At 51.3% G+C, this 23,760-nt stretch carries 21 protein-coding genes; 1 reads left to right on the top strand and 20 read right to left on the bottom strand.

The features are described from left to right. The first annotated feature begins 13 nt into the window (after positions 1-13). Positions 14-970 carry a hypothetical protein gene (locus IPH59_01750; protein MBK7090438.1) on the top strand — a complete coding sequence of 319 codons (957 nt, stop codon included), beginning with the start codon at positions 14-16 and terminating at the stop codon, positions 968-970. A 66-nt stretch (positions 971-1,036) separates the two neighbouring features. Here the strand turns inward: IPH59_01750 and dnaK are convergent, their stop codons facing one another. The 20 genes from dnaK to IPH59_01650 form a co-directional block, all read right to left on the bottom strand. Continuing rightward, the gene (dnaK, locus tag IPH59_01745) at positions 1,037-2,947 is read right to left on the bottom strand and encodes a molecular chaperone DnaK (GenBank protein MBK7090437.1); all 1,911 of its coding nucleotides are present in this window, start codon (positions 2,945-2,947) and stop codon (positions 1,037-1,039) included. Positions 2,948-3,045: 98 nt separating this feature from the next. Further along, positions 3,046-3,486, bottom strand: a complete 441-nt coding sequence (locus IPH59_01740; GenBank protein MBK7090436.1) for an Hsp20/alpha crystallin family protein — start codon at positions 3,484-3,486, stop codon at positions 3,046-3,048. Between the two features lie 234 nt (positions 3,487-3,720). Further along, complete coding sequence (locus IPH59_01735) at positions 3,721-4,872, bottom strand: PQQ-binding-like beta-propeller repeat protein (protein ID MBK7090435.1); 1,152 nt, start codon at positions 4,870-4,872, stop codon at positions 3,721-3,723. Next, positions 4,853-5,395: a hypothetical protein gene (locus tag IPH59_01730; protein MBK7090434.1), complete on the bottom strand. Its 543-nt coding sequence runs from the start codon at positions 5,393-5,395 to the stop codon at positions 4,853-4,855. Before IPH59_01730 ends, IPH59_01735 begins: the two co-directional genes overlap by 20 nt. A gap of 56 nt (positions 5,396-5,451) precedes the next feature. Next, a complete protein-coding gene (locus IPH59_01725; protein MBK7090433.1) occupies positions 5,452-8,184 on the bottom strand; it encodes a PD40 domain-containing protein in 2,733 nt (910 codons plus the stop codon). 23 nt (positions 8,185-8,207) lie between these two features. Further along, entirely contained in the window at positions 8,208-10,841 is a 2,634-nt protein-coding gene (locus tag IPH59_01720; GenBank protein MBK7090432.1) for a HEAT repeat domain-containing protein, read from the bottom strand. Positions 10,842-11,056: 215 nt separating this feature from the next. Next, complete coding sequence (locus IPH59_01715; GenBank protein MBK7090431.1) at positions 11,057-12,133, bottom strand: hypothetical protein; 1,077 nt, start codon at positions 12,131-12,133, stop codon at positions 11,057-11,059. Between the two features lie 139 nt (positions 12,134-12,272). After that, positions 12,273-13,160 carry a DUF3473 domain-containing protein gene (locus tag IPH59_01710; protein ID MBK7090430.1) on the bottom strand — a complete coding sequence of 296 codons (888 nt, stop codon included), beginning with the start codon at positions 13,158-13,160 and terminating at the stop codon, positions 12,273-12,275. 5 nt (positions 13,161-13,165) lie between these two features. Continuing rightward, positions 13,166-13,870, bottom strand: coding sequence for a CpsD/CapB family tyrosine-protein kinase (locus IPH59_01705; protein ID MBK7090429.1), 705 nt, complete (start codon positions 13,868-13,870; stop codon positions 13,166-13,168). A gap of 3 nt (positions 13,871-13,873) precedes the next feature. Then, entirely contained in the window at positions 13,874-14,992 is a 1,119-nt protein-coding gene (locus IPH59_01700) for a tetratricopeptide repeat protein (protein ID MBK7090428.1), read from the bottom strand. A 10-nt stretch (positions 14,993-15,002) separates the two neighbouring features. Next, entirely contained in the window at positions 15,003-16,517 is a 1,515-nt protein-coding gene (locus IPH59_01695; GenBank protein ID MBK7090427.1) for a hypothetical protein, read from the bottom strand. A 12-nt stretch (positions 16,518-16,529) separates the two neighbouring features. Further along, positions 16,530-16,886 carry an SLBB domain-containing protein gene (locus IPH59_01690; GenBank protein MBK7090426.1) on the bottom strand — a complete coding sequence of 119 codons (357 nt, stop codon included), beginning with the start codon at positions 16,884-16,886 and terminating at the stop codon, positions 16,530-16,532. Next, positions 16,846-17,511, bottom strand: coding sequence for a polysaccharide biosynthesis/export family protein (locus IPH59_01685; GenBank protein ID MBK7090425.1), 666 nt, complete (start codon positions 17,509-17,511; stop codon positions 16,846-16,848). Before IPH59_01685 ends, IPH59_01690 begins: the two co-directional genes overlap by 41 nt. 5 nt (positions 17,512-17,516) lie before the next feature. Further along, the gene (locus tag IPH59_01680) at positions 17,517-17,801 is read right to left on the bottom strand and encodes a diguanylate cyclase (GenBank protein MBK7090424.1); all 285 of its coding nucleotides are present in this window, start codon (positions 17,799-17,801) and stop codon (positions 17,517-17,519) included. Beyond that, positions 17,701-19,263 (bottom strand): GGDEF domain-containing protein, encoded by a 1,563-nt coding sequence (locus IPH59_01675; protein MBK7090423.1) that lies wholly within the window; start codon positions 19,261-19,263, stop codon positions 17,701-17,703. Before IPH59_01675 ends, IPH59_01680 begins: the two co-directional genes overlap by 101 nt. Before the next feature lie 117 nt (positions 19,264-19,380). Next, entirely contained in the window at positions 19,381-19,557 is a 177-nt protein-coding gene (locus tag IPH59_01670) for a hypothetical protein (protein MBK7090422.1), read from the bottom strand. Beyond that, complete coding sequence (locus IPH59_01665) at positions 19,551-20,105, bottom strand: STAS domain-containing protein (protein MBK7090421.1); 555 nt, start codon at positions 20,103-20,105, stop codon at positions 19,551-19,553. Before IPH59_01665 ends, IPH59_01670 begins: the two co-directional genes overlap by 7 nt. After that, positions 20,093-20,884: a ParA family protein gene (locus IPH59_01660; protein MBK7090420.1), complete on the bottom strand. Its 792-nt coding sequence runs from the start codon at positions 20,882-20,884 to the stop codon at positions 20,093-20,095. The genes IPH59_01665 and IPH59_01660 overlap by 13 nt, the downstream gene beginning before the upstream one ends. Continuing rightward, a complete protein-coding gene (locus IPH59_01655) occupies positions 20,881-22,941 on the bottom strand; it encodes a SpoIIE family protein phosphatase (GenBank protein ID MBK7090419.1) in 2,061 nt (686 codons plus the stop codon). Before IPH59_01655 ends, IPH59_01660 begins: the two co-directional genes overlap by 4 nt. Further along, positions 22,907-23,710, bottom strand: a complete 804-nt coding sequence (locus tag IPH59_01650; GenBank protein MBK7090418.1) for an ATP-binding protein — start codon at positions 23,708-23,710, stop codon at positions 22,907-22,909. Before IPH59_01650 ends, IPH59_01655 begins: the two co-directional genes overlap by 35 nt. Positions 23,711-23,760: the final 50 nt, after the last annotated feature.

The raw sequence follows: 23,760 nt of genomic DNA, 5'->3' as shown, positions 1-23,760 counted from the left end.
GTTGGAGATGAATATGAACCGTCAGTTGAAGCTATTTTCGTTGATTCTGAGCCTCACCTTTGTCTCGATTCCAACATTAGACCTCCGCGCCGACACCTGCGACAGCGTCGTCTGCGGCGATATCGACGGCGACGGCTCCTACAATATCAGCGACTATGTGTACATCACCCAGTTCATCTTCGGCGGCGGACCCGCCCCTGCGCCCTGTCGTGATATCGATGGCTACGACCTGATTACTGTCCGCGATCTCATCTTGAGCGCATCGATGCAGCCCGCGAGTTGCGTTACCCAGCCCAAAATCGTCGCCCAGCCGACAAATCAGATGACGATTAGGTACCAGCGACTCTTCTCGCAGAATCAAAGCACTTCGACCTTCCCTTTGGAGTTCACAAACTCCTCGTCTAGCAACATCCGGGCATTCGATCTGCCGTTAGCCGTCAGAGTTGATGGCCAGATCCCGCAGGCAATATCCGTCAGTCTCGCAGGCTCGACTTGGCCCGATCAAAACATCGCTGTCAAGATTGACACTGCTGCTGGAACGATTTTACTTTCCGACCTGACTGGATCGGTTCCTCCCGGAACCTACACACTGTGCTATATCACAATTGAGATGCCGTTTTCAACAAGCACGCGCTATACCAGCTTTACCTACACCGACCTTGGACCCTATATGACCGGCGTATTCGAACCGCCGAACTCCGCCTGCCGTTATCCAATGTTCCTTGACGACAATCTCAACGCTTTACAGCCGATGCTTCGAACATTCTGTCTCTGCGGAGATGTGAACAGCTCCGGTAATTTCACTATCACTGATGCTATATGGCTCATTGCAATGATATTTGGCGGGGGACCAATGCCAGCCACGCCATGTCTTGGCGACGCCAATGGCAACGGTCACATGAGCAATTCCGATGCTGTGTATCTAATCAGCTATATTTGGCTCGGCGGTCCCGAACCGCATTGCCCGTAAGTACCAATCTGCAAAGAAACCCCTCTCCGTTTCCAGAGAGGGGTCTTTTCATTGTGAACATACAGATTACTTCACGACCTCATAGTCCGCATCCACCGCTTCACCACCCGGAGAGCCCTGTGTTTGACCACCGTTATCCCCTTGCGGTTGCGCCTGACTTTGCTGTTGCTGCTGCGAAGCAGCCCGCTGGTACAACTGCGATGATGCATTCTGCATGATCGTCTGCAAGCGGTCAGTCTCTGACTTCATCGCCGCAAAGTCCGTTCCATTCGTCAGCTCGCGAACCTTCTGAATCTGGCTCTCAAGATCGCTCTTCACCGAAGCGTCAACCTTGTCACCATTTTCCTTCACGAACTTCTCGCACTGGAACGCAAGTTGATCGGCGTTGTTCTTCGTCTCGACCTCGCTCTTGCGCTTGCGGTCAGCATCGGCATTCGACTCAGCATCCCGCACCATCTTCTCGATTTCGGGCTTCGAAAGTCCCGATGACGACTCAATCCGGATATTCTGCGACTTGCCGGTTCCAAGATCACGCGCCGAGACATTGAGAATGCCGTTGGCGTCGATATCGAATGTCACTTCGATCTGCGGTACGCCACGCGGCGCCGTCGGAATACCGTCAAGAATGAACCGCCCGATCGTGCGATTGTCGATCGCCATCTCGCGCTCACCTTGAAGCACATGTATCTCCACCGAGTTCTGATTATCAGCCGCGGTCGAAAACACCTGCGCCTTCTTGGTCGGAATCGTCGTATTGCGCTCAATCAATCTGGTCGCCACTCCGCCGAGCGTCTCAAGACCCAGAGACAACGGTGTCACATCCAGAAGAAGCACATCCTTCACGTCGCCGGTCAAGACACCGCCCTGAATCGCCGCGCCGATCGCCACGACTTCATCCGGGTTGACACCCTTATGCGCTTCTCTGCCGAAGAATTTTTCGACTTCTTCGATCACCTTCGGCATACGGGTCATACCGCCGACCAGCACCACTTCGCCGATATCGCTGTTCGACACCTTGGCATCAGCCATCGCCTTGCGCACTGGTTCCATACTGCGGGCAATCAGGTCTTCCACCATGCCCTCATATTTCGCGCGTGTCAAAGTCAGATTCAAATGCCTCGGACCTGAAGCGTCCGCTGTTACGAACGGAAGATTGATCGTCGTCTCCTTAGTGGACGACAGTTCGATCTTCGCTTTCTCAGCGGCTTCCTTCAAACGCTGAATCGCCATCGGATCACGCGACAGGTCGATTCCATCCGTCTTCTTGAATTCCGCGACCATCCAATCGATGATGCGCTTGTCGAAGTCGTCGCCGCCCAAATGCGTGTCACCATTGGTCGACAACACTTCGAATACTCCATCTCCCAATTCGAGAATGGAAATATCAAAAGTACCGCCGCCGAGATCGAACACGGCAACTTTCTGGCTCTTCTTTTTGTCAAGACCGTAAGCCAGCGCCGCCGCTGTCGGCTCGTTGATGATTCGCATCACCTCAAGCCCGGCAATCTTGCCGGCATCCTTAGTCGCCTGACGCTGTGCATCATTAAAGTACGCCGGCACAGTGATCACGGCCTTTGTCACCTTCTGCCCAAGGTAATCCTCTGCAGCCTGTTTCAGCCTCGCGAGAATCATCGCCGAGACTTCCTGCGGCGTGTAGTCCTTGCCTGCTATTTCGATTACAGCCAGACCGTTGCTTCCCCGCTTAACTTTGTAAGGGAAGTTCTTGATCTCGCTCGTTACTTCATCAAAGTTGCGCCCCATGAACCGCTTCACCGAGAACACGGTATTCATAGGATTCGTCACCGCCTGGCGCTTGGCAATCTGGCCAACGAGTTTTTCGCTGCCCTTGAAACCAACCACCGAGGGCGTGGTCCGCGCACCTTCCGAATTCGGGATCACCACCGGCTCGTTGCCTTCCATCACGGACAGGCACGAGTTCGTCGTTCCCAGGTCTATTCCAATTATTTTGTTCGACATTGTCTATTCTCCTCTCGATTACAGCTTACCTGCTCTCATTATGAAGCCCGCACGGGTCCTCCATGCGGGCTTCGAGAAACACGTTTCAGCGATTTGTCTTAGCCGATCTTGATTTCGATCTCTTTCGGCTTCACTTCTTCCGCCTTCGGCAGAGTGATCTCAAGCACACCATTCTTGTAGTTGGCTGCGATCTTCTGCGCGTCGACGTCCTTCGGCAGTTTCAACGTTCTGGTGAACGTGCCGTAGATTCGCTCGACGTGGCGGTAATTCTTGTCCTCTTCCTTGTTCTCGTATTTCCGCTCACCGCTGACAATCAGGGTGTTGTCTTCGAACTTCACCTTGATGTCGTTCTTGTCGATTCCCGGAACATCCAGCTGAATCAGGAACGTCTCATCGGTTTCGTGCACATCAGCGCGCGGCACCCAGCCGACTTCGCTTTCGACAACTGATCCACCGTTGAAGATTTCGTTGAACATACGGTCGATTTCGCCATTCATCAGGCCGAACCGATTGCGGGGTCTTGATACTGTGAGATACATACTGTTTCCTCCTCTGCTATTACTTAGTTACTCTGACTTTCGTTTCTCGTCAGCACCGTTGCTGACAGCCATACTAATAGCAGAGACCGTGCCAACTTTGTCGATTGGCTCGTAACACATGATTTATCACTGACTTACATTGTTTTGTTGAAGTTGATTATTGGAAAGATACGACTGCCGAAATAGCAGAGAAAATGTCAACTCGGCAGAATTCGCGCCAAGTCGACAGAGAAGTTATGGCACATTGGCAGGCGCTTGCGCCGAACCAAACGCGTAGACTCGCCTCTGTGTGGTTCCGATGTAGAGCATTCCGTTAATGAAAGCCGGCGGCGCCTCAACGGAACCACGCACCTGGAACTCCGCCATCTTGGTTCCGTCAAACCCGAATTGATAGACTCCTCCTGCGCTGTTCGCCACTACGAATGTCCGGCCAATCGCAATCGGTGAAGCATGTACAATTCCACTCGTCTCATATTTCCACAATACGCCGCCGTCTGTCGCGCTGAGACAGTACACCGTGTTGTCATCGCTGCCGAAAACCAATCGGCCGTCCACTAATACCGGCGTCGTGTGAATCTGATTCGTCGTCTCGAACTTCCATACCAGCTCACCTGTCTTTGGCTGCAAAGCATACATACTTCCATCCGCCGAACCGCAGTAAACCAGTCCCTCAATCAACGCCTGCGCATAGATTGCCCCGTGTGCCGAGAACGACCACAGTCGTTCGCCTTTCTTTCGATCAAGCGCCACTATCTCGCCTGAATCCGTTCCAAACACCACGATCTCGGAATTCGCCGACACTGTCGGATAGATCGTTCGTTTGGAAGAATGCACCCACACGCTATCACCCGTCCACCGATTGAGACAAAATACATCTCCGTCGCTGGCGCCGATCAGCACCTCGTCGCCTTCAATAATTGGCGCACCTTGCGGGTCTCTCATTCGCTGCTGCCACACTATCTTTCCGCTGACAAGATTGAAGCAAACCAACCGGTCGCCGCCCGCCTCTTCTGCATAATAGAGCAATTCGTTTCGCAACGCAGCAGCATCGCTGACAGCCGACTCCGTAACCAATGCCGTCATTTCGTCGCCGTTTTGCGGATTCAGAAAATAGATGCGCTTGTTGTAAGTCGGCACAACGATGAATTGCGAGTTGCCGACAATCTGCGCCGACACCGCCGAGTTCAATTTGCGTTCGAATACTACCCGGCTAAGCGGCTCGCCCTTGGATTCCGTCACCGCATTGCCGTTAGCGTTAACGCGATGCTGGATGAACCCCGAATTTACATCGTCCGTCTGCCTGAACTTCTTGAACGACGGCACACAGCCGAACATCAACAAACAGCAAACCAGAATGATCCCGCGACTAATCAAATATGTGTGCAATATACCTCTCAAAAGTCAGATTCCGCTCCCGAATCAGTATGGAGTCCTGTGGAAACATCGGCATCGGCCGGTGCACCAGTTCATAGAGACTATCAACTACCGGCGATAAATCACGCCCAATGTACTGAAGCGCCTTTGCACGCGCCGCAGCCTCCCGCTGTGTCAATCCCGTAATCACCAATTTCTGATTTGCTTCCGCGACACTATACTCTGCATCGCTCACCGCAACGTCAGCGTTCTTCATTACACTTAGAGAGTCTCTTATTCGCAGGACGTAGTTCAGCACATCAATATATTGGTCTATCTTTTCTTGCGGCAATTGCCGGATTTGATCCGCTGTCGCAAAGTCCGCATTCTGATACACCTGCATCTGCTTCTCCCTCGCAACCTCAACTGATGACATCGGCGCCGGCTTGAACAGTACCGTCACGAGAGCCGCTATTCCCATTACCAATACAATCACTATGACGACGACATTGCCGCGAACGTTCATTGCCCCGTCAGAGTTCGGTGTCTTAATCATGAAGTGAAGTAAGCGGTTTTGATGGCGAGCAACAAGAAATTATGAGCAGATTCGACTTAGAAATTCCATCCAAAGAAGAAATCGAATTTCATCCCCGGTTCCAGCTTCTGAAAGTCTGTCTTTTTCGAAAAGTCAAACCTCAGCACCGCCATGTAGCCCAGCGCTACACGCGCTCCAAATCCGAATGACCCATAGAATCGATCAAAATCGTCATTCCAGGCAGACCCTGCATCAAAGAACAGCGCCCCGCGAATTGCTTGGAATCCGACTGGTCCAAATGGAAACCCGATGAACAAATTATCGATCAATGGGAAGCGCAATTCGTTGGAGAAAAGCAGTACCTTGCGAGCGTAGAATTCCCTTCGATCATATCCGCGCAGCGACCAGCTGCCGCCAAGATAAATCCTCTGCGGCTCTTCACCGGAAGATATAAACCCGAAAGCGCGGGTCGCAAACGCCGAATACTTGCGGATTCGCAGATAGTTCCGCAAATCCACAAACGCCAGTCGATTGAAAATACGTCCTGAGTAAAAGTCCGTCGTCAATCCGACTGTCGCATTGGCGCGGATTCCGTCCAACGGTCCCGAAATATCCCAGAGCGAATTGTCATGAATGATTGAAGCATAGTTAGTCGCAAGTATTGCGTGTCGCTCATCCTGGAACAGCGGCCGCTTCTTGAAAGAGTGCCGCGCAAACATCGAGGTCTCGACGCGCGAGAACTTCGATATTGGATAAGAAACCAACCCCTGAACACCACTTTGTCGCTCTGAATAATACCCCTCATAGTCATCGAAATGTTCGTCATACAAGTGGTAAGCGCCGATTCCATAGTTAATCCGATGACTCTTGTTGATGTATGTCACCCCGACATTAAACGATTCCAGCAACTCGCTCTTCTCGCTCGCCGAATTTGACAGCAATACATAGTACATCTGATTACCAAGCATATCCGAGAACACTGCCTGGAACCCACCGATCGTTCCAAACACCGCATCGTATGAAATGGCCGACTGCGCGATATCGAATGAGAACTCGTTGGCATAGTCGACCACGCCTTCTTCTTCGTCGCCGCCTAATCGCGTAGGACTCCAAAGTGTGTATTGCGGTTCTTCGACCTGAACTTCCTCTAAGTCCGTCGTGTCCAGAGGAAGTGAAAAGAGATTGAATCCAAATCGCTGGTAACCAGAGAACACCAGCTTTCCATCATGAAGGCACGGATCAAACGCACCCGTCGCAAAATTGCTCACGCGGTGAAGCCCCCCGCCGCGCTTGAGCAGATATGTATTCGTCACGCCAACACGATCAGATGAGAACAGTATTCCCTCTTCAGAAATGAATGGCGCGCGATCGTTAAATCGTCCATACGTCAAAGGCGTGATCGTTGAATCAGCAAGGGACAGTCGGAAGAGATTGCTGAAACCGGCGTAACCAAAACTGCAGCGGTCCGACGAAAACACGATACTGCCGTCCAGATCGATGACCGGCTCGGTATCGAAGTAGATATCATCCGTCAGCCGTTTCAACGAGGAATCCACTACCGAAAACAAGTACAAGTCGTGATATCCCCGGGTCGATGCGCCGGAAAACACGATACTCTTTCCATCTTGCGACCAAGTCGGCGAGAGAAGTTGATACAGTTTCGGAAATTCAAACGTCTCGGTGATTTTCTCTTCAAAGACATTATAGACGTATAGCACATCGCGTTCATATCGCTTCGAAACAAACACGATCCGCCCGTCATCCGTCCCGGAAATCTTCGATTGCAGCAAATGCAGCGATTCAAATGCCGGCGAACGTTCCCCCTTCACCAAAGTCACTTCCTGATCCGTCGACGGCGACCGCATGTACAGCCCCGAGTATCCCAGTTTATTCGCTTTGTAAGCAATCCAGTCGGAAGCGCCGCGATAGGTAATATTCAGCGGCAGCGGCTTCACTGCGAACAGCTTCTCCGCCAAAGGCGTCGAAACCCGCTCAGGCAGATCACTGTCCTTGAGCTCGGGAAAGTATTTCTTCTTCAGGTGATACACCCACTCAGCGCCGACTTCTTCGAGCGACTTCCCGACGGTAAGCTTGAACACCTGCCTGAATGTCTTGGTCTTCCACCAATTGTCGAAAATGACTTGAAGCTTGTCCTCGCCGTAATTGTCCGCTACAAAATGGCAAAACGACTCGCCGTACTTGTACATGAAGAACGTGCCCGACAAGTACTCGAGTTCATGGATCGGTCGCAGGTTGCCTTCCAGCGCCATGTCCGCCATCACCATGTCAGCCTCAGAATCCCACTCGCGCGACCAAAATTCCGCCAGCCCTTCTGTGAACCACAGTGGCGGTCCGTACAAACTCAGTTTCCGATGCTGCGACATCACTGACGGAATCTTGTCAAATGTGAACACATGCACTAGTTCGTGCCGGATAACCCTCTGGAAATCCGCAATCGAGCCGTTAAACGGCACAACCATACGGCCCTTGTAGAACTCGGTAAATCCGGCAACACTCTCCGGCAATAAGGTCGGGGTTACATTTGTCTGAGTGAAGAAAGTAGGCGCGCTGTAGATGATCAGCGGTATTTTGCGAAATATGTGGTGATTAAACTTGTCGGCCAGAAGATCGTACGACTCTTCCGCAGCTGCCGCAGCAATTTCAGCGAGATCGCTTTCCTGATCGTAAAAATAGATACGAAAATGCGGCGTCGCCAGCACTTTCCAGTTGAACGGCTGGTACTGGACCTTGTTCTTCCCAAAATAGAATTGACCTGACGCAACGCTTGGTAGAAGCAGCAGCGCCGCCAATAGCCAGTGTATTTACAACTTCATCATTCATCTGTCGAGACGGTCTTTAAATACCGTTCTGCCATTTTTACGGATTCGGACTTGCGGAACTGCCCGAAAAGTGAACGCGTTGAAATGCGCACATATTTGCGCAAAACATCGTCGAAGATCACCGATCTCAACAGTATAAACGTTTTCACTATCGTCTCGTTCAACTCTTCATCCGCTTTTGCGAACAGTTTGTTATAAATTTCTGACTCGCCAAGGAGAACTTGGGCAAGGAAGCTTAAGCTCCGTTGTTTGTCCAGTCTTATCAGAACCGGCAGAATCGCCTGTCTATCGGTCACATTATGCAGGAAATAGTCTTCAACATAGGGATATTCGTCCTGGGTGCCGATCTGTCCAAGCGCATGCAGGGCTTTAACATGGATTTCATGGGTCGGATGTTGCAACAATTTGGCAACTACCTTTGCCGACTCCGGTCCGCCAAGCTTTTCCAGCGCCAGCAAAGCTTCCATAACCACGCGGTCATCTGGATCCTGTGCGAATTTGCGGACAATGTCCACCGAGTCCGGATGCAAGATATTACCCAACACGAAGATCAAATTCCGCAGTTTGAACCACGTCTCGGTCGGAAGCTCCGACTTGCCCAGCGGTCGCTGAGTCAGAGTTCGATCCGACAATACCAGTTTGAATGCGTTAAGAGTCTTCTCTCCAAAGCTCGACAGGATTCGAATCAGTGTGATTCGAACGCCGCGATCCTGATGGTTCAGGTAACTCGCAAACACCAAGATCGGCTCAAGATTGCTGAACTTCTCCAACAGAGGAATCATCGGCTTGCCGACCAGTTCAAGGCTCTTGCCCAGCTTGGCTACCAATTGCTCCGCCAACTGCGCCGAGGACATCCGCTGATACACCTTGGCGGCATATTCAGTCACGCCCTCGGTGTATATTACTTCAGCGTCCTGCTTCTGAATCACCAGATCCAGCAATACCCCCGCTTCGTTATACAAATCAAGCTCGATGTACTTGAGATAGTACTTCTCAAGCATCTCCGCCAACAGCATAAATTCTTTCAGATCGACTGCCGGGTCCGATAGCCGCTCGCGGATTTCATGAATCTGCTCGCGCGAAACCTGGGCGCCTGCGTCTTCCGCACACAGCGAAGCAAACCGCAATAGCGCCTCGTGCTGCGTTTCTGTCAGCTCGTAACCCTGCCGCGCCATCCCATCGTAGAATTTCTTGATGAAGTCTTCGGTATATTGTTTATCGCTGATCGTCTCCAGCCAGCCGAGTACATCGTCAACATTGCTCGGATTCACGGCTCCCATGAAGAAATCTGACTTGAAGTTCTCAATCTCGATATGCGCCACTTTTTTCGGAGTCGCGTCAGCCGAAAGAATCTCTCGCAAATAATCGTTGTCTACAAGATCAAGGCTCTCGATTTCCGCCTTGAGTCGCGGTAGCATTTCAATCGCGTCGCGTTCGGCAAGCAACTCGCGGAAACCGACCAACGTTTTGCCAACTTCGACTCGGTCGACACCTTTCGATTCTCCCAGTGAGACTTTCAGGGCCGATATCAAAAGCCCAAGCAGCTCTTCGTTGTCAACCTGCTTGAATGCGTCCTTGAGTTTCTTATAGTCGTCCGGCGAAAACTTGACACCGGTTCCCGATCCACTCCCTGAGCCGCTTCCAGAACCGCTGCCCGTACCACTGCCGGAACCGGAGCCTGTACCGCCCGCTGAAGCAACTCCCAGCGCACGTAATCCTTCACGCACAGCGCTGGCAATATTGCCATTCCATTCAATTTCGCTATCGATACCTAAGCCGCGCCCGCTGCCTGATCCGCCTCCTGAGCCTCCGCCGCCGAAGCCTGCTCCTTCGCCATTTCCTCCGGTACCCGTACCGCTGCCGCCACCATTGCCTGAGCCGCTGCTGCTGCCTCCGCCATTTCCTGAGCCGGTTCCGCGTCCGCCTTTACCGTCTCCAGGACCAATTCCCGAGCCAACACCGCCGCCGCTTCCACCTCCGCTGCCGCTGACTCCGAGTTTGCGAACGACGATTTGAAGCAGTAGCTCAGGGTACTTGCGCAGTACATCCGACATCGTGCGCTCGACCTGTTGCACTACCTCGGGCGAGTCCAGCGAGTACTCTCCCGAACCACCACCGGAACCGCTTCCGCTTCCAGAGCCGCCGCCACCGAAAGTCATTTCATCTTCGGAGATTACGCGCTCATTATCCTTTACAAGCTGATACTGAAATTTGCCGAACCTGATCTTGCGAACCTGCCGGTCTTCTGAGAACTTGAGCAGGTCTCGATGTTCCTTCTTGAGATTAAGCTGGGCGAGCAACAGTTCAAACTCTTCACTCGTGATACCCGGCTCAAAAGTAATGGACGACAAACCCGATTCGGTTAACGCCTTGCCGAGTCCTTCTGTCATCAATTTTGCATCTAACGGTGCGCCATCGCCAACCAAAGTTCCCTCGCTTAGTGCAAACACAACGGCGCGACCCGATTCTAACAGTTCGCGAAGAAGTGTGAACGGGCGTTCAGCGGCTTTGACTGTTGCGGGATGTCCAGCAGGGTAAATTCCAATCTTCTTGGCTGCAGCTGTAACCTCACGCAGGAATGCCGCAAGGACTTCCGGCGACAATGTAGATTGGACGGTGCGCTCCATATCTAAGTTAATCGACAGCAACTGCTTAATTATTTAACAGATTGCGTGCCCAAATTGCCCCGTTGTTTCGATTCGAGACATATTTAGGGTGACTTACTCGACTGCCCGCGTCCAAACTGATGGCACCGCACTACTTTAGCAGAATCAGTTTTTTGACTCCTTTTTGACCCTCTTGGCGATAGAAATAAACCCCGCTCGGGACTTGAATTCCATTCCTATTTCTGCCATCCCACGCAAATTGGTAAAGCCCGTCTTCGCCCCGATGTTTCGCTTCTAATCGGCACATTTCTGCCCAACAAATCAAGAACGACAACATCGTTTCCGCTTCGTGATTGGATTGTCGTCTCTGCATTGAACGGATTTGGATAGTTCTGCGAGAGATCGCCCAACACGCCTGGCAATATCTCCTCTTCAACAGACGTGGCGGCATCGATCTGTATCAGTTCCGACTTTGGCCCCATTACATTGTCTTGCCACGCTGCCACCGCAACAAACTTGCCCTCTGCATTTTCACGTTCGATACCGACATGAAGCGAATCTTCGATCGTAATCACTGACACTTCGTCAGGAGTCTTTCCTTCCGGCGTATCAAACAGAAAAACGCTGAACGAGTCCGGCGTTGCGTTGCCCGTTGCCCGGCTTTCATAAACATCAGCAAGGTTCACCTGCACCCGCATCAATGCCGCAACGTCAACGAGCTTGCTCCATTCCATCACGCCATTCTTGATTGCGCCAATGTGCGAATTGACATAATTCATTGTATAGACAACTGCCGGCAATGGCGCCGCTGGAGTGCCGTTGAGCCAATTGAACTCCATTGCGACGCTATCCGAACAAAGGACCTTCCTCACCGGAAATCTCAACCACCCACCTGCACTCGACCCGGCAGTCAATCCGTCCTTATACCAAAAACGCTCCGTTGACTCATCAGTGCATAGAACCGAGTCTACGCACAGTCCGAATGAAGAGTGCTCGTCACCAGGCAGTCGCGGAAATGGATCGTTCGGCCAAAGGCGTATCTCCACTGCCTCAATCGCACAAAGACTGTTTGGAAGATCGAACACAGATGCCAGCTTCGCCCCGCAATTTGATGTCCCATAGAGAATGTATGAATTTGGCTCGTCGTCAATCCCAGCCAGCGTCGTCTCATTAACCGCTGGATAGTACCAATAGACAACCACCTTGCTGCCATCAGCGATTTGAGAAACGCCGTATGGCGCCGCCAATTCAGCTTGCGATTGATTCGCGAGAATTACAGTTACAAAAATGACAATCGATACGAAGCGATCCATTGTTCGATACGATTTAGAATTTCCTTTGGAAACAACTTAACCAAACGAACAGAGACAGACAAGTCCAATCTTTGTATTTGCCTGAACATCGACCCCTGAATATATTTTCGTGGCGAAATTGAGATTTTGGATGCTGGAGCTAAACGTGAGTGTTGTCTTTGGCAGAATCTTTCTTCATCGAGTCCGACACCTTGAAGCCGCCCTCGAGATAGACTTCGCGAACAGACCCGAACGGAAACTCCGACAACATCCGCCGCAGCTTTGGCTCAACAGTATGGAGATTCGTGTAGTGACGTAGCCGACTTTTCAATCCCGCATTCTTCTCACGCGGCTGTGTCGGATCGATTTCCCACGGATGCAAGTACACCATCGATGGATACCCGCTTGCGTTGTAAGCCTTCGTCGCCCGCTGTGTATACCAATACGGAAACAGCCGGAAACTCCCGCCGCCACATGCCGGCAGTCTTCTTCCAAACACCGTACACGTCGTTGGCGGTATCTCCAGTAACTTCCCTGCCGCTGTGTTGATGTAATACGGGAATCTCGGCGCTGATGGGTCGCCGTAAAGGTCGTGGAAAATCGGATAGATGCTTGAATCATATTCGAATCCGCATTCGACCAGAGTTTCCCAAATCCACTCTTTCTTGCGGTCAACCGAGAATGTCGGCGCGCGATAGCCGCGAACCCTTACTCCCGATGCTTGTTCAATCGCCGCTATCGAACGCATCAAGTCTTCACGAAACTGCTTTTCGTCGAGTCGCTTAATCGAATCGTGACCATAACCATGCGAAGCTAATTCGTGCCCGCGTGCCTTGATCATTGCCATTAGATGCGGGTGACGTTCTGCTACCCAGCCCAATACAAAGAATGTCGCTTTGGCGTGATGCTCATCCAGGATGTCGAGAATTCGCATCATGTTCATAGTGATGCGGCTCTGGCGCGTATCCCACTCATTGCGCGGGACAACACCATAAAAGGCTTCTACCTGGAAGTACTCTTCCACGTCAAACGTGAGGATGTTCTTCATAAAAACTACTGGTTCTTAGTGGCGTAATGATAGCCGTAGTACTGATAGTTGTAGTGATACGGCAATACGCCCGACTGATTGTTTAACACGACACCGACGATATTCGCGTCGGTCTTAGCTATTATATCGACAGCTCGTCGAATAACTTCTTTCTGTGTCGCGCCTGCCTTAACAACAAGAAGTATGCCGTCCATGTCGGGCGCCAAGACAACCGGGTCTGAAACCGGTATAATCGGCGCACAATCAACAAAGACAAGGTCGAAGTAAAATTTGACTTTTTCGATAGCAGTCTTCACCGCGTCGCTCTCAAAAAGCTCCGTCGGATTATGCTTCAGCGTGCCCGCCGTTAGAATCGACAAGTCTGGAATCGGCGTCTGCTTGAACGCCTCTTCAGCGGAAACCTTACCGTCAATAAGATCGGTTATGCCGCGTTCAAGCGGTACATTGAAAATCTTGTGAATCGTCGGACGGCGCAAGTCAGCGTCAATCAGAATCGTCTTCCGCTTCTTGTAAGACGCCGCCGTTATCGCCAGATATGACGAAATCGTCGACTTCCCTTCCGACAACATCGCCGAGGTAATCAAAAACGAACGCTTCGAAACACCGTTGACCGGTCTCGTAATATTATGCAATAACCGGCGAAATTCTGTCCCCACGACGGACTCAGGGTGGTAATAATCAAATATCGGACGACGCCGGTCGATTGCCATCAGTTATCCCTTGAGAATGGCTTTCACTAATACATCAAACCCGCGGAACTCATTCTCAGCCAGCCGCAGGCTCTTTTTGGCGCGGTCGAAGTCAGGATTGATTTTCAACGCCTCCTGATACTCCTTAATCGCCTTTGAATGTACAAATCTGCCCATCAGCGTATACGCAACCGCCAAATCATAATGCAAGTCCGGATAATGCGGGTTCTTGGCAATCGCTTCCTTCAAGCTTTCGATGCGGCGGCGCAGCATCTTTTCATCAACTTTGTCCGCAGCCAACATGAACTTGAGATAGACATTCGAGAATTCCTTGAACCGGCGTTCTTTCTTGCGGTCGCGCGATGCCAAAAACTTGTGGTACGCGCCATCCAGATCGCCGTCGCTCAGTAGCTGTTTGCCTTCATCAAAATTCTTGTCCTGATACTCAGGGCAAACAACAATCGCGCGCTCAATCATCTCCAGCGTCTTGTCAGCGGCTTCTGAAAACAACTTAAAGTCTTCGCGCCGAATTGAATTCAGAATGTAAGTCAGCGCCTTGTTATAATAAGCGTCGCCATAGTAGATGTTGATATTGATCGCTTCATCAAACTCAATCATTGCGCGCTTGCAAGAGCCAATCGCCAGAAATGCCTCGCCAAGATTGTTGTGATAGTCGGCAAACTTGGGCTGCGCTTCCACGCAACGCCCGAATGCTTCCACCGCCTCCGGAAACTTGTGAAGCGTCATCAACACCATTCCCAGATGATTCAACGCTTCATGCGAATCGGGCCGTATCGACACAGCACGGCGGAACAGCGACTCCGCCTCGTTGTGCATATGCTTGTACATCAGCGCCATGCCGAGGTAGTCAATATGCTCCACATCACTAGAACCCAGCGCTTCTTTGTAACGCTCAAAGAGGCTCTCCACCTCTTCCTTGCGTTCCTTATGCGCCGTTTTCACCAGTTCCAGAAGCTCTTGCTCCGGCATATGTGGATACACACTCTCTTCGACAGTCTCCAGAAGATGACCATCCGAAAAAATGGATGACCGAATCTGATGACTGCTGGTGTCATTCACGGTTTGGATTAGATACTCGCGGTCATTCGATGCGACCCGCGAGTTGAGACGGTAGGTTTCCATGAGCACTTCCTTATGCTACCTTTGCGCCCTTGGGTTGTGATGCTTGCATAATATTCGGTATTGTGCCAACCACTTCCAAGCCCAACAGCTCCTCAATATCTTCAATTCGTTTGATGGAATGATCCACCACTTCGGCTATTACTACAGCACATCCGCCCAACACGATTCCCAAAGCCAGCCCCATCAATGCAATCTTGACCCGATTAGGCGAGGCCGGTTCCAACGGTATCGCCGCCGGCTCCAAGATCGTATACTTCGTCTCAGCTTCCGCTTCAGTCGTTGCGCGGCGTATCTTCAGCTTGTCCGCCTCATCCTGCCACGTCTGATATGTCTTTCGTTTTTCCGCAAGCTTGTCTTCAAGCCGCTTCACCATCTGATCATAGTACGGCTGCCCGGCAATCAATCCTTTAATCTCTGAGATTGCTTCCGCCAACACGCGCTCTTTGCCGGAAAGGAACTCAAGCTGATGCGTCAGGTAAATGTACTCTCCAAGATCACCTTGCGCCGAAACCGCCGCACCCTGATTCATTTGCTTCGCCGTGCTATTGCTCAACATCCGCAGCGAGTCAAGAGCATCACTGGTCTTGATAAGCAGACTTTGTATCTTACCGTCTTTCCAAAGATATCGCGGCATGAAGTCGGCAATTTGCGTTGTTGCCGAAAGAGCGCTGTTCTTGTGGCGTGTCAACTCGCGCGAATTTGTCACAGCCGCCGACAAATCAATCCCGGCGTCTGCCAATCGCGTTTTCAGAAACTTCACCCGATCCGATGCTTCGCGCATTTCAAGCCGCGTTGCATCAACTTCCGATTCGACAGTGCTGAGATTGGCATCGGAGCTGATTCCGGTCTGCAATTGACGATTCAGATATGTTGTTTTGAAATCGGATAACTGCTTTTCGATATCCTCGAATTCTTTTTTCGCAATCGCCAACTGCTCATCTGTCAAAGATTGGCCTTCATCGCCGGCAAGTACCTGTCCAGCAAGCTTCCGCTCACGATAAATCTCCGCCAGCGCGGTTGCCATTCGTGCTGAGCTCTGAGGATTCTCTGAACGACAGGTAATGACAACTTGATTCTCGCCGATCAGATCGACGCTAATGTATTTCTTTAGATCTTCTATCTGCAAACTGCGCGACATCACAGCGAAATCATTCTCTGGAAATTTCTCGCGCATCTTCGCCGCGGCTTGCTCTACCTCGGCTGGCAGAGCCAACTTCAGGTCTTCGATCATGTCGTTGATGTATCCCGACGATGTAATCTCCGACCTCGTGGCAGCCAACCAATACTGGCGCGCTCGCGGTTCCGGCAATACTCCGGCTTCGTCCGGAAGCATCCGCTCCAGCGCCGGCGAGATGAACTTCTGATTGGAGATTACAACCTTGGTTGCGGATTCATAAATAGTCGGAAGCAGGTAGCTGCCGCCAAAGGCGACCACTGTCACCAGAATAATCGGCAAAACCAGCCAGAATTTCCGCTTCCAGAGTATCTGCCAGATATCCCGGAGTGTGATCTGTCTTTGGCTCAATTCACACCAAGCCTAGTTGCCGCTGTTATTGTTATCCCCCAACTGGTTGATCAAGAGAATTGTCGAAGTCAATGCTCCACCCATCGTAATGACATCGCGCACGATATTCCACGCCGACGTGCCCGTCCCGCGTGCAGGAACATAAATCGCATTCTCTGGCTGAACCATGTATCGCTGGGGACTACCGCTCTTCAATTGTTTGTCGAGGTCGATTTTGTAAATATTCGCGAAAGCGCCATTCTTGTCAGATACCTTGATAGCCTTGAGATCGGCGTCCGGTTGAGTTCCGCCGGCAAGTGCCAACGCTTCAATCAAATCCATCCGCGACTCAAGTTTGTATACTCCAGGGTTGGCGACCGCACCGATCACGTAGTAGACATCGCGTGCCTCTTCTGACTGCGACGAGCCCAAGTCCGAAGGTACTCCGCCTATGCTTTGAGGTACTCGGATAATATCGTGCGGATGAACTTGCGGCAATTTTGTGAAATCGCGCGCGCACCGCGGCCAACACATCGACCGTGATCACTGTTCCAGGATCAACAGCCCCGCCGCGTACCAATCGCACTTGCGTCAGGTCGCCGGCAGGCGTTGCGCCGCCCATTTCCTTGATGATCGTCCAGATGTCCGGAATAATCTCTCGCGCATAACGTCCCGGCGTGACAACTTCACCCTCGACAAACACTGTCTGCGAATTGTAAGCCGACACGACCACAGTCGCCTGGCTGATGTCACGGTTGAATCGCGACACCTGCTCGACAATCTTCCGTGAAAGCTGGGCCGTCGTCAATCCCGCAGCCGTGATTTCGCCAATGACCGACAAGGTTACCTTGCCGTCAGCGTTTACCACAACTTGCTGATCCAGGGTTGGAGTCTGCCAGAAGCTAACCTGCAGAACATCATCTATGCCAATGACATATTCGGCTTGTGCCGCCGAAAACATGGCAACCGCTAAAATGAAAATCAGTATGACTTTGTGCATTAACATCCGTGTCATAACACCTACTTCTTCACCGTTATGAAATTTTCGTCAAACATGAACGACTTGTTTTTTCCTGTGCTCTTCGCCTGGAGCAATGCCATGTCGGCACAGTATACTAATCGGTCAATTCGTTGTGCATCATTAGGATAAATTGCTCCGCCTAATGATACGGTTATCCGGTGACATTCGGACGAAAATTTGTCCTTAAACTCCTCGCTCAGAATGATCACCCGCAAACGCTCCATAAAAGTCATGCAATCGGCGGCATCGGATTCCGGGCATAATAATGCAAAACTCTTCCCCACCGTATCGCGAAACTATATCTATGGAACGCACAGACTTAGTCAGGAGTTTGCCAAGCTGCTCCAACAGAAAGTCTCCCGACAAGTGACCATAAGTATCGTTAAAAACCTTGAACCCGTCAACATCAAATATGACCAGCGCCAGATGACGGTCAAACCGCTGTGCGCGAAGCATTTCTTCCTGAAGACGTTTATAGAAATAACGGTAATTATGCAGCCCGGTCAGCTCATCCGTATACGAAAGACGCTCGATTTTCTCAAAGTTCGACAAATTCTCCAATACCAACCCGAATGACCGGCAGTACGAAAGAAACGCTTCTACCTCTTCCTTCCGAAACTTGTCCGGCTTACAGCTCATCCCAATGTATCCGTCAAGACTGCTTATCCCGTTCAAAAACGCCAAACACTTGACTCCGCTCGACTGCAGCGCCGCAACAGTTGGATCGATTTGAATCGCGTCAGACAGGCTATCCAATGCCAACGGCAGTTCCGATTTTGTGACCTCCGGCAAGACCGGATGTCCGATATCGATTTGGAAATCATCTGCCAACGATCCCAGCGTGCCGTGCGAAAAACTGCGCTTGAATACCTTGCGGTCCTCGGAAGGCAGCAGCAGCACCAACGCATCGACCTTAAATTGGTCCGTCATCAACTGGATAAACGTCTCATATAATTTCTGACGATCCTGAATTCGCGACAACCGATCCTGAGCAGTAATCAGGAATCTCGCATCATGAACCGGAGTCGCGGCTAACTTGTCGCGCTCGCGCTTAAGCGTTTCAATCTGCTGTTTGAGTTTCAGAACAACCTGATTGTGCTTGAAATTGGCGTCGTCCAGATGTTTGTAGTTGCCGATCTGGTCCGCCAAAGCCAACAAGAATGGACGAAGCAACTTGAATGGCAACCTATCCGGCGCTGAAAACGCGATGAAAAAATTACAGCGTCCCGATGTCAATACCGGCAAGGCATACTCAAAGGGATGCTCTTCGTTTCCCGGTTCGCCGGTTCCCGGGTAGACCTTTCGGAACGATACTATCGCCGCCTTCTTCTCCATCCCATCTTCCAGCTCCGGGCGAGAAAGAACCTTGTACGACTTGAGATCTTCCTTCTTGATTCCATAACAATCGGTAAGCATAAATCCGCGTTTGCGCCGGGCAAATACGGCCGTCACCGGAATGGCGACGTCCTCTTCGAGATATTCGGCAAGATTGGCAACTTGCCTCTCCAATGACGTGCGCGCGCCGAAGTCTGAATATATCCGCTCGGCATAGCGCATGTAGATTCTGACGATGTCTTGAAGTTTGGCCAGCCCTTTGCGATGCATTGTATAGATCAACCCGACACCGCCGACTACGACACAGCCAAGTGCCGCGATGACAAGTTCGGTTGCAAGCTGCGGCAATAGCAAAGCCGCACCCAATAACGCACCGACCACGCCCACGTAGAGAATCAGCGGTATAAACATAGACTGCTAAGTTATATAATTGTATCGTCGGCGAGGGGGAATCAACGCAGAATTCGGCAACGTGGATGTTATTGGAAGGTTTATCTGACTGCACTGTGGGTTGCGTTTGGTGAAAACTTACGCCTTCCGGCTGTAGCGGAATCTCTTTTTGCGCGACAGAAGCGAGTTCTTGCGGAGAATACTCCACACGCCCCACCAGCCGACGCTTGCACCCGAACCGTTAGACTCGCTATTGACCATTTCGGTAATCTCGCGAATCGTGTAGAACGGATCCGCCTTAATCAAACTCAGCACCGTCTTCTCAACGTTGCGTTCGCCGGCTGCGTCTGCACCGCCGGTTCATCGCTAAGCTTCCGTGGAGTCGGTTGCACCTTGGGTGCTTCCATTTCCGCAGTTGCAACTTCGACCTGGCGCGCTACTGAAGCGTTCGCCGCTTCCTTTTGATTATGTGCCCGGGCGTCCGCCACCGGATCCGCCGGCTCGCCGCCGCCACGGAACTCTAATTTTGCTTTTTCGATGTTATCGTATGCTTTAAGAATCGAATCAAACTCCAGAAGTTCAAAAATCTCGTAGACACTCGGAATCATCCGCGCCAGCTTGATATCGCCGGCATTCGCCTTGATCTCGCGGATATTGCTGATGAAAATACCCCAACCTGCCGAAGAGATGTAGTCCACACCGGCAAGGTCAATGATAATTCTGAATCGTTTCTGCTCGATCAATGTATTCATGACACGCTCCAGTTCGGAAGCCGTCATCGTGTCAACCACACCGTCCACGCGCACTACTGAAATGTCGTTTGCCGCGCCGGTGGTATCTAATGAGATTCTTATGTCATCCATGCTTGCGTTTCATCCTGTTTTGTGTCGACCGCGATTCCGTTCTGGCGGTAATTGGCGATTTCCTTCGTGAACAGAAAATAATCCAATGCGCCGTTCGAATATGGCGCGTGCTCAAATACCGTCTTACACAGCATTTGCGCTTCCTTCAACTGGGTATTTATGCGAATCTTGGTCGAGAAGAGTTTGTCCCCGTACTCAGTAAGCAACCGGTTGTAAATTGACTTGGATATCTTGGTCCGCGTGTCAAAGAAGGTCGCCAGTATGCCTAACAGCTCAACCCGATGACCGATCTTTTCATACAGGTCATCAAGCAATTTTAGCGTTTTCTTCGCTCCTTCACAAGCGAAAAAATCCATCGATACGGGAATCACCACGCCATCGACATAATTCAGTACATTCATATTAATCAGATTTATTGCCGGTGGACAGTCGCAGATGACGTAATCAGTCCCGCGCAAGTTAGCCAGCACTCTCTTAAGCCGCTGTTCGCGATCAGTCTGGCGCGCCAAATACAATTCCGTCTCGACAATGCGCGTGCCGCCTGAATCGATCAAATACAGATTGGGACGCAACGAGGTGATTTCGACATCCCCTGTCGTCAGAAGCTCCGCCAGCCCCTTCTGCGGCTGAACATTGAACGCCATTCCGACATTCGCCTGTCCGTCGCAGTCGATCAGCAGTGTCCGTTTACCGGACATCGCAAGGCAATGCGCAAGATTGATTGCGGTCGTGGTCTTGCCAGTCCCGCCCTTGCACGTTATGACTGCGATCTTCTTCAATCCGTCGATTCCTTTCCCTTGCCCTGCGTCAGCTTCTTTTCATAATCGTCGAAATTCATCGGCTCCGGTTCATCCGGCATTTTTATTACTTCCAGACTGATTCCTTCTTCCGCGCGTTTTTCCCACTGCTTTTCGTCAATTGACTCAAGTCGCGCAATCGACAAGACGTTTTTCGTCTCAGCGTCATGATCCAATGCCTTGACTCTGCCGGCAACGCGGTCGAACAACAATCGCAGTTGCTCTGGGGACACCTGTCCCTCCATCTCTTCGAACATTGCTGAAAGCACGTCCGTGCGATCGTCATCGACGCCTAATTCGCGAAGGCGATCTTTGAATTCTGCTAACTTTGTCTCTTCTTGGCGCTGGATGGACTCCTTAATCTGTTCAACGTAAGTTGACCGGTCCACTGTTTGAGGTGTCTGATCGCTTCGTTGAGAAATCTTTAGGTACTCCTCTTCCTGTTGAGGCGTCAAAGCGCCGCCCCATCGTTTGGAAAACTCGTACCGCTGGCGCTTGGTGTTCAGCCGCAGCCGGACAAGTTCAGCATAGATCGTCCGTTCTTCGACTTCACCGGCACCGTTGCCTGCGGTTTCCAACTCTCGTTTTATCCTCGTCGGGCCAAACTCCGGATTCTTGCGAATGATCTCCAATACCAAATTGCGCTGGTTGTAGGTCAACTGTGTTGGCGAATCATCTACGCGCAATGTCTTGTTGAGCAAGCCCTCGTCGCCGTAAAGCTCAAATCTCTTCTTATAGCGATAATATGTCGAAGACGAAAATCCGAGCTGACGACACGCTTCTCCCACCGGGATCTTTTGCACATCAACCATTTCGAGCAGCTTTTTGCGTTGGGCATAAAGGTACTCATCAACTTCCATCTTCTCTTTGATCACCACCATCGTGATGTCATCATTTTGCTCTGCGCCTTGAGTGAAGCCGTTCAAATCGTCCTGGAACTTCTCGGCAAACTCATCCGGCGACAAGTCGGAATTGTCGCGAATAAACTCAAGGAATCGCGGCATCCCATACTGAAGCTTCTTCGGGTTCATCGCTTCGGTGATACCGTCCGTGTACATCACCAGCATGTCGCCCTTCTTAAGTTTGACATTTTCGCTGACAAGATTGTCCTCAAAATTGACACCCTCCGGCAACGTGATGCCGAGCGGTATGCCCTTAGGATTCAGGAAGAATGTCTTGTCGTCATCTTTGCGGTACAGAATCATCGGATTGTGACCCGCCGAAGCGAACGATATCTTGCGCTGCTGTGTGTCTATCACCACGAGGAAGATCGTAACGAACATGCCCTTGCGCACATCTTCCGTCACAAACTCATTCACATTGCACAGAATCTCCACCGGCGAGCGTGTTCCCCGCGACTCAAGCCGAATCGCCGTACGGATCATTGTCATCACCAGCGAACCGGGCACTCCCTTGCCCGATACGTCAGCAACTACGATTCCCAGCGTTCTCTCGTCGATCCACACAAAATCGTAATAGTCGCCGCCGACATCTTTCGCCGCGCGATATATAGTGGCGATGTCGAATCCTTCGATATCCGGGAAGTTCTTCGGCAATAGCGTGTGCTGAATATCCTGCGCTACCTGCATCTCTTTGCGCATCCGCTCCTGCTCCACCATGTTGGCCTGAGCTTCCTTGAACTTCACGCGCATTTCATTAAATGCTTCCGCAATAGCGCTAAACTCGCCCGCGCCTTCGACTGCGATCTTGCTGTCGAGATCGCCCTTGCCAATGCGCTTGACGCCTTCAATCAACTTCTGGATCGGTTGGACAAAGTAGTTCGACAACCAATACACGGCACCCAAGACGGCGATCATTGCGATAACCGCGATCAACAATATCGACTGGCGAGACTGCGCGATACCTTGAAGCAATCGGTCCTCGCCAAATCCGATGTGCAGTTTACCGTAGCGGTTGTCTTGATAATTGATATCCTCGACAACGTAGTAAGTGTTGCCGTATTCCTTCGTATTGAAGAGTTGAGCTTCTCCTGCAAGCGAAGTGTCAATCCCCTCGGGAGCTTGATATGTCGTTCTCAAGAAGGTCCGGCAGCTCCGTCGAAGCTACGATCTTGTTTGCCGCATCAGTGATATAGATGAAGCGCACATCCGCATTTTGCCGCGCGAAGTTGCGGACAAACTCGTCGAACTCGACATCTGAACTTTCATTGATGAAATGATTCGCCGCCTGCGAGGCAATTGCGTTTCCGTATTCGTCGATCGTGCGGACAAACTGCTGATTACGCCAATCAACGACTCGGTCTTCCCAAACCCAATACACTCCGACAATCACGAACGCCATGATCAGCGATGTCCACAGCGCAAACTTCAGACGAATCGGAATTCCTTCGCCCTTGACAGCGGCTTCCGGTTTGGCGTGAGGGTACCGTTTAACTAACCGAAGTTCATTTATTCCCGCAGTGGTGCGATACGACACGTCGTCCGTGACCTTGCGGATGAGATAAATACCCAACCCACCCTTGCGGCCCGTCTTGATGTAATGATCCAAATCTGGATTTGTCAGTTTCTCAAAGTCAAAACTGCGCCCCTTGTCGTAAACTGATATTCCGAGTCGGTCGCGATAAATCGAAATCTTGAGCTTGATGGTGCCTTCGGCGTACAGATAAGCATGGCGAATTACATTGGTGCAGGCCTCTTCTAACGCCAACAGAATTGCCGTGATATCCTTGCGCCGAAATGGCGTATCGGCCAGCACGGTCTCAATGAATCCGCGAATGTCCGGCAACTTGCTTTCGGTCGCCGGAAACTCTGCAAAAATCTCTTTGACGGGGCGGTTAAATAATTTCATCGCGAGCAATTGTATAGTGTGAGTCTGGATGTGTCAACTGGCGATGACAT

It is taken from the genome of bacterium (genome assembly GCA_016708315.1).
In the GTDB taxonomy this organism is placed as follows: Bacteria; Zixibacteria; MSB-5A5; order CAIYYT01; family CAIYYT01; genus JADJGC01.
The sequence above is the reverse complement of the archived record's forward strand: the minus strand, read 5'-3'. Positions and strand labels throughout refer to the sequence as shown.

Excerpts from the sequence above, each read along its gene's own strand:
- IPH59_01675 (MBK7090423.1), bottom strand. The coding sequence starts at position 19,263 with ATGTTTATACCGCTGATTCTCTACGTGGGCGTGGTCGGTGCGTTATTG.
- IPH59_01700 (MBK7090428.1), bottom strand. The coding sequence starts at position 14,992 with ATGGAAACCTACCGTCTCAACTCGCGGGTCGCATCGAATGACCGCGAG.
- dnaK (MBK7090437.1), bottom strand. The coding sequence starts at position 2,947 with ATGTCGAACAAAATAATTGGAATAGACCTGGGAACGACGAACTCGTGC.
- IPH59_01685 (MBK7090425.1), bottom strand. The coding sequence starts at position 17,511 with ATGACACGGATGTTAATGCACAAAGTCATACTGATTTTCATTTTAGCG.
- IPH59_01720 (MBK7090432.1), bottom strand. The coding sequence starts at position 10,841 with ATGGAGCGCACCGTCCAATCTACATTGTCGCCGGAAGTCCTTGCGGCA.
- IPH59_01740 (MBK7090436.1), bottom strand. The coding sequence starts at position 3,486 with ATGTATCTCACAGTATCAAGACCCCGCAATCGGTTCGGCCTGATGAAT.
- IPH59_01665 (MBK7090421.1), bottom strand. The coding sequence starts at position 20,105 with ATGGATGACATAAGAATCTCATTAGATACCACCGGCGCGGCAAACGAC.
- IPH59_01750 (MBK7090438.1), top strand. The coding sequence starts at position 14 with ATGAACCGTCAGTTGAAGCTATTTTCGTTGATTCTGAGCCTCACCTTT.
- IPH59_01730 (MBK7090434.1), bottom strand. The coding sequence starts at position 5,395 with ATGATTAAGACACCGAACTCTGACGGGGCAATGAACGTTCGCGGCAAT.
- IPH59_01650 (MBK7090418.1), bottom strand. The coding sequence starts at position 23,710 with ATGAAATTATTTAACCGCCCCGTCAAAGAGATTTTTGCAGAGTTTCCG.
- IPH59_01710 (MBK7090430.1), bottom strand. The coding sequence starts at position 13,160 with ATGAAGAACATCCTCACGTTTGACGTGGAAGAGTACTTCCAGGTAGAA.
- IPH59_01715 (MBK7090431.1), bottom strand. The coding sequence starts at position 12,133 with ATGGATCGCTTCGTATCGATTGTCATTTTTGTAACTGTAATTCTCGCG.
- IPH59_01705 (MBK7090429.1), bottom strand. The coding sequence starts at position 13,870 with ATGGCAATCGACCGGCGTCGTCCGATATTTGATTATTACCACCCTGAG.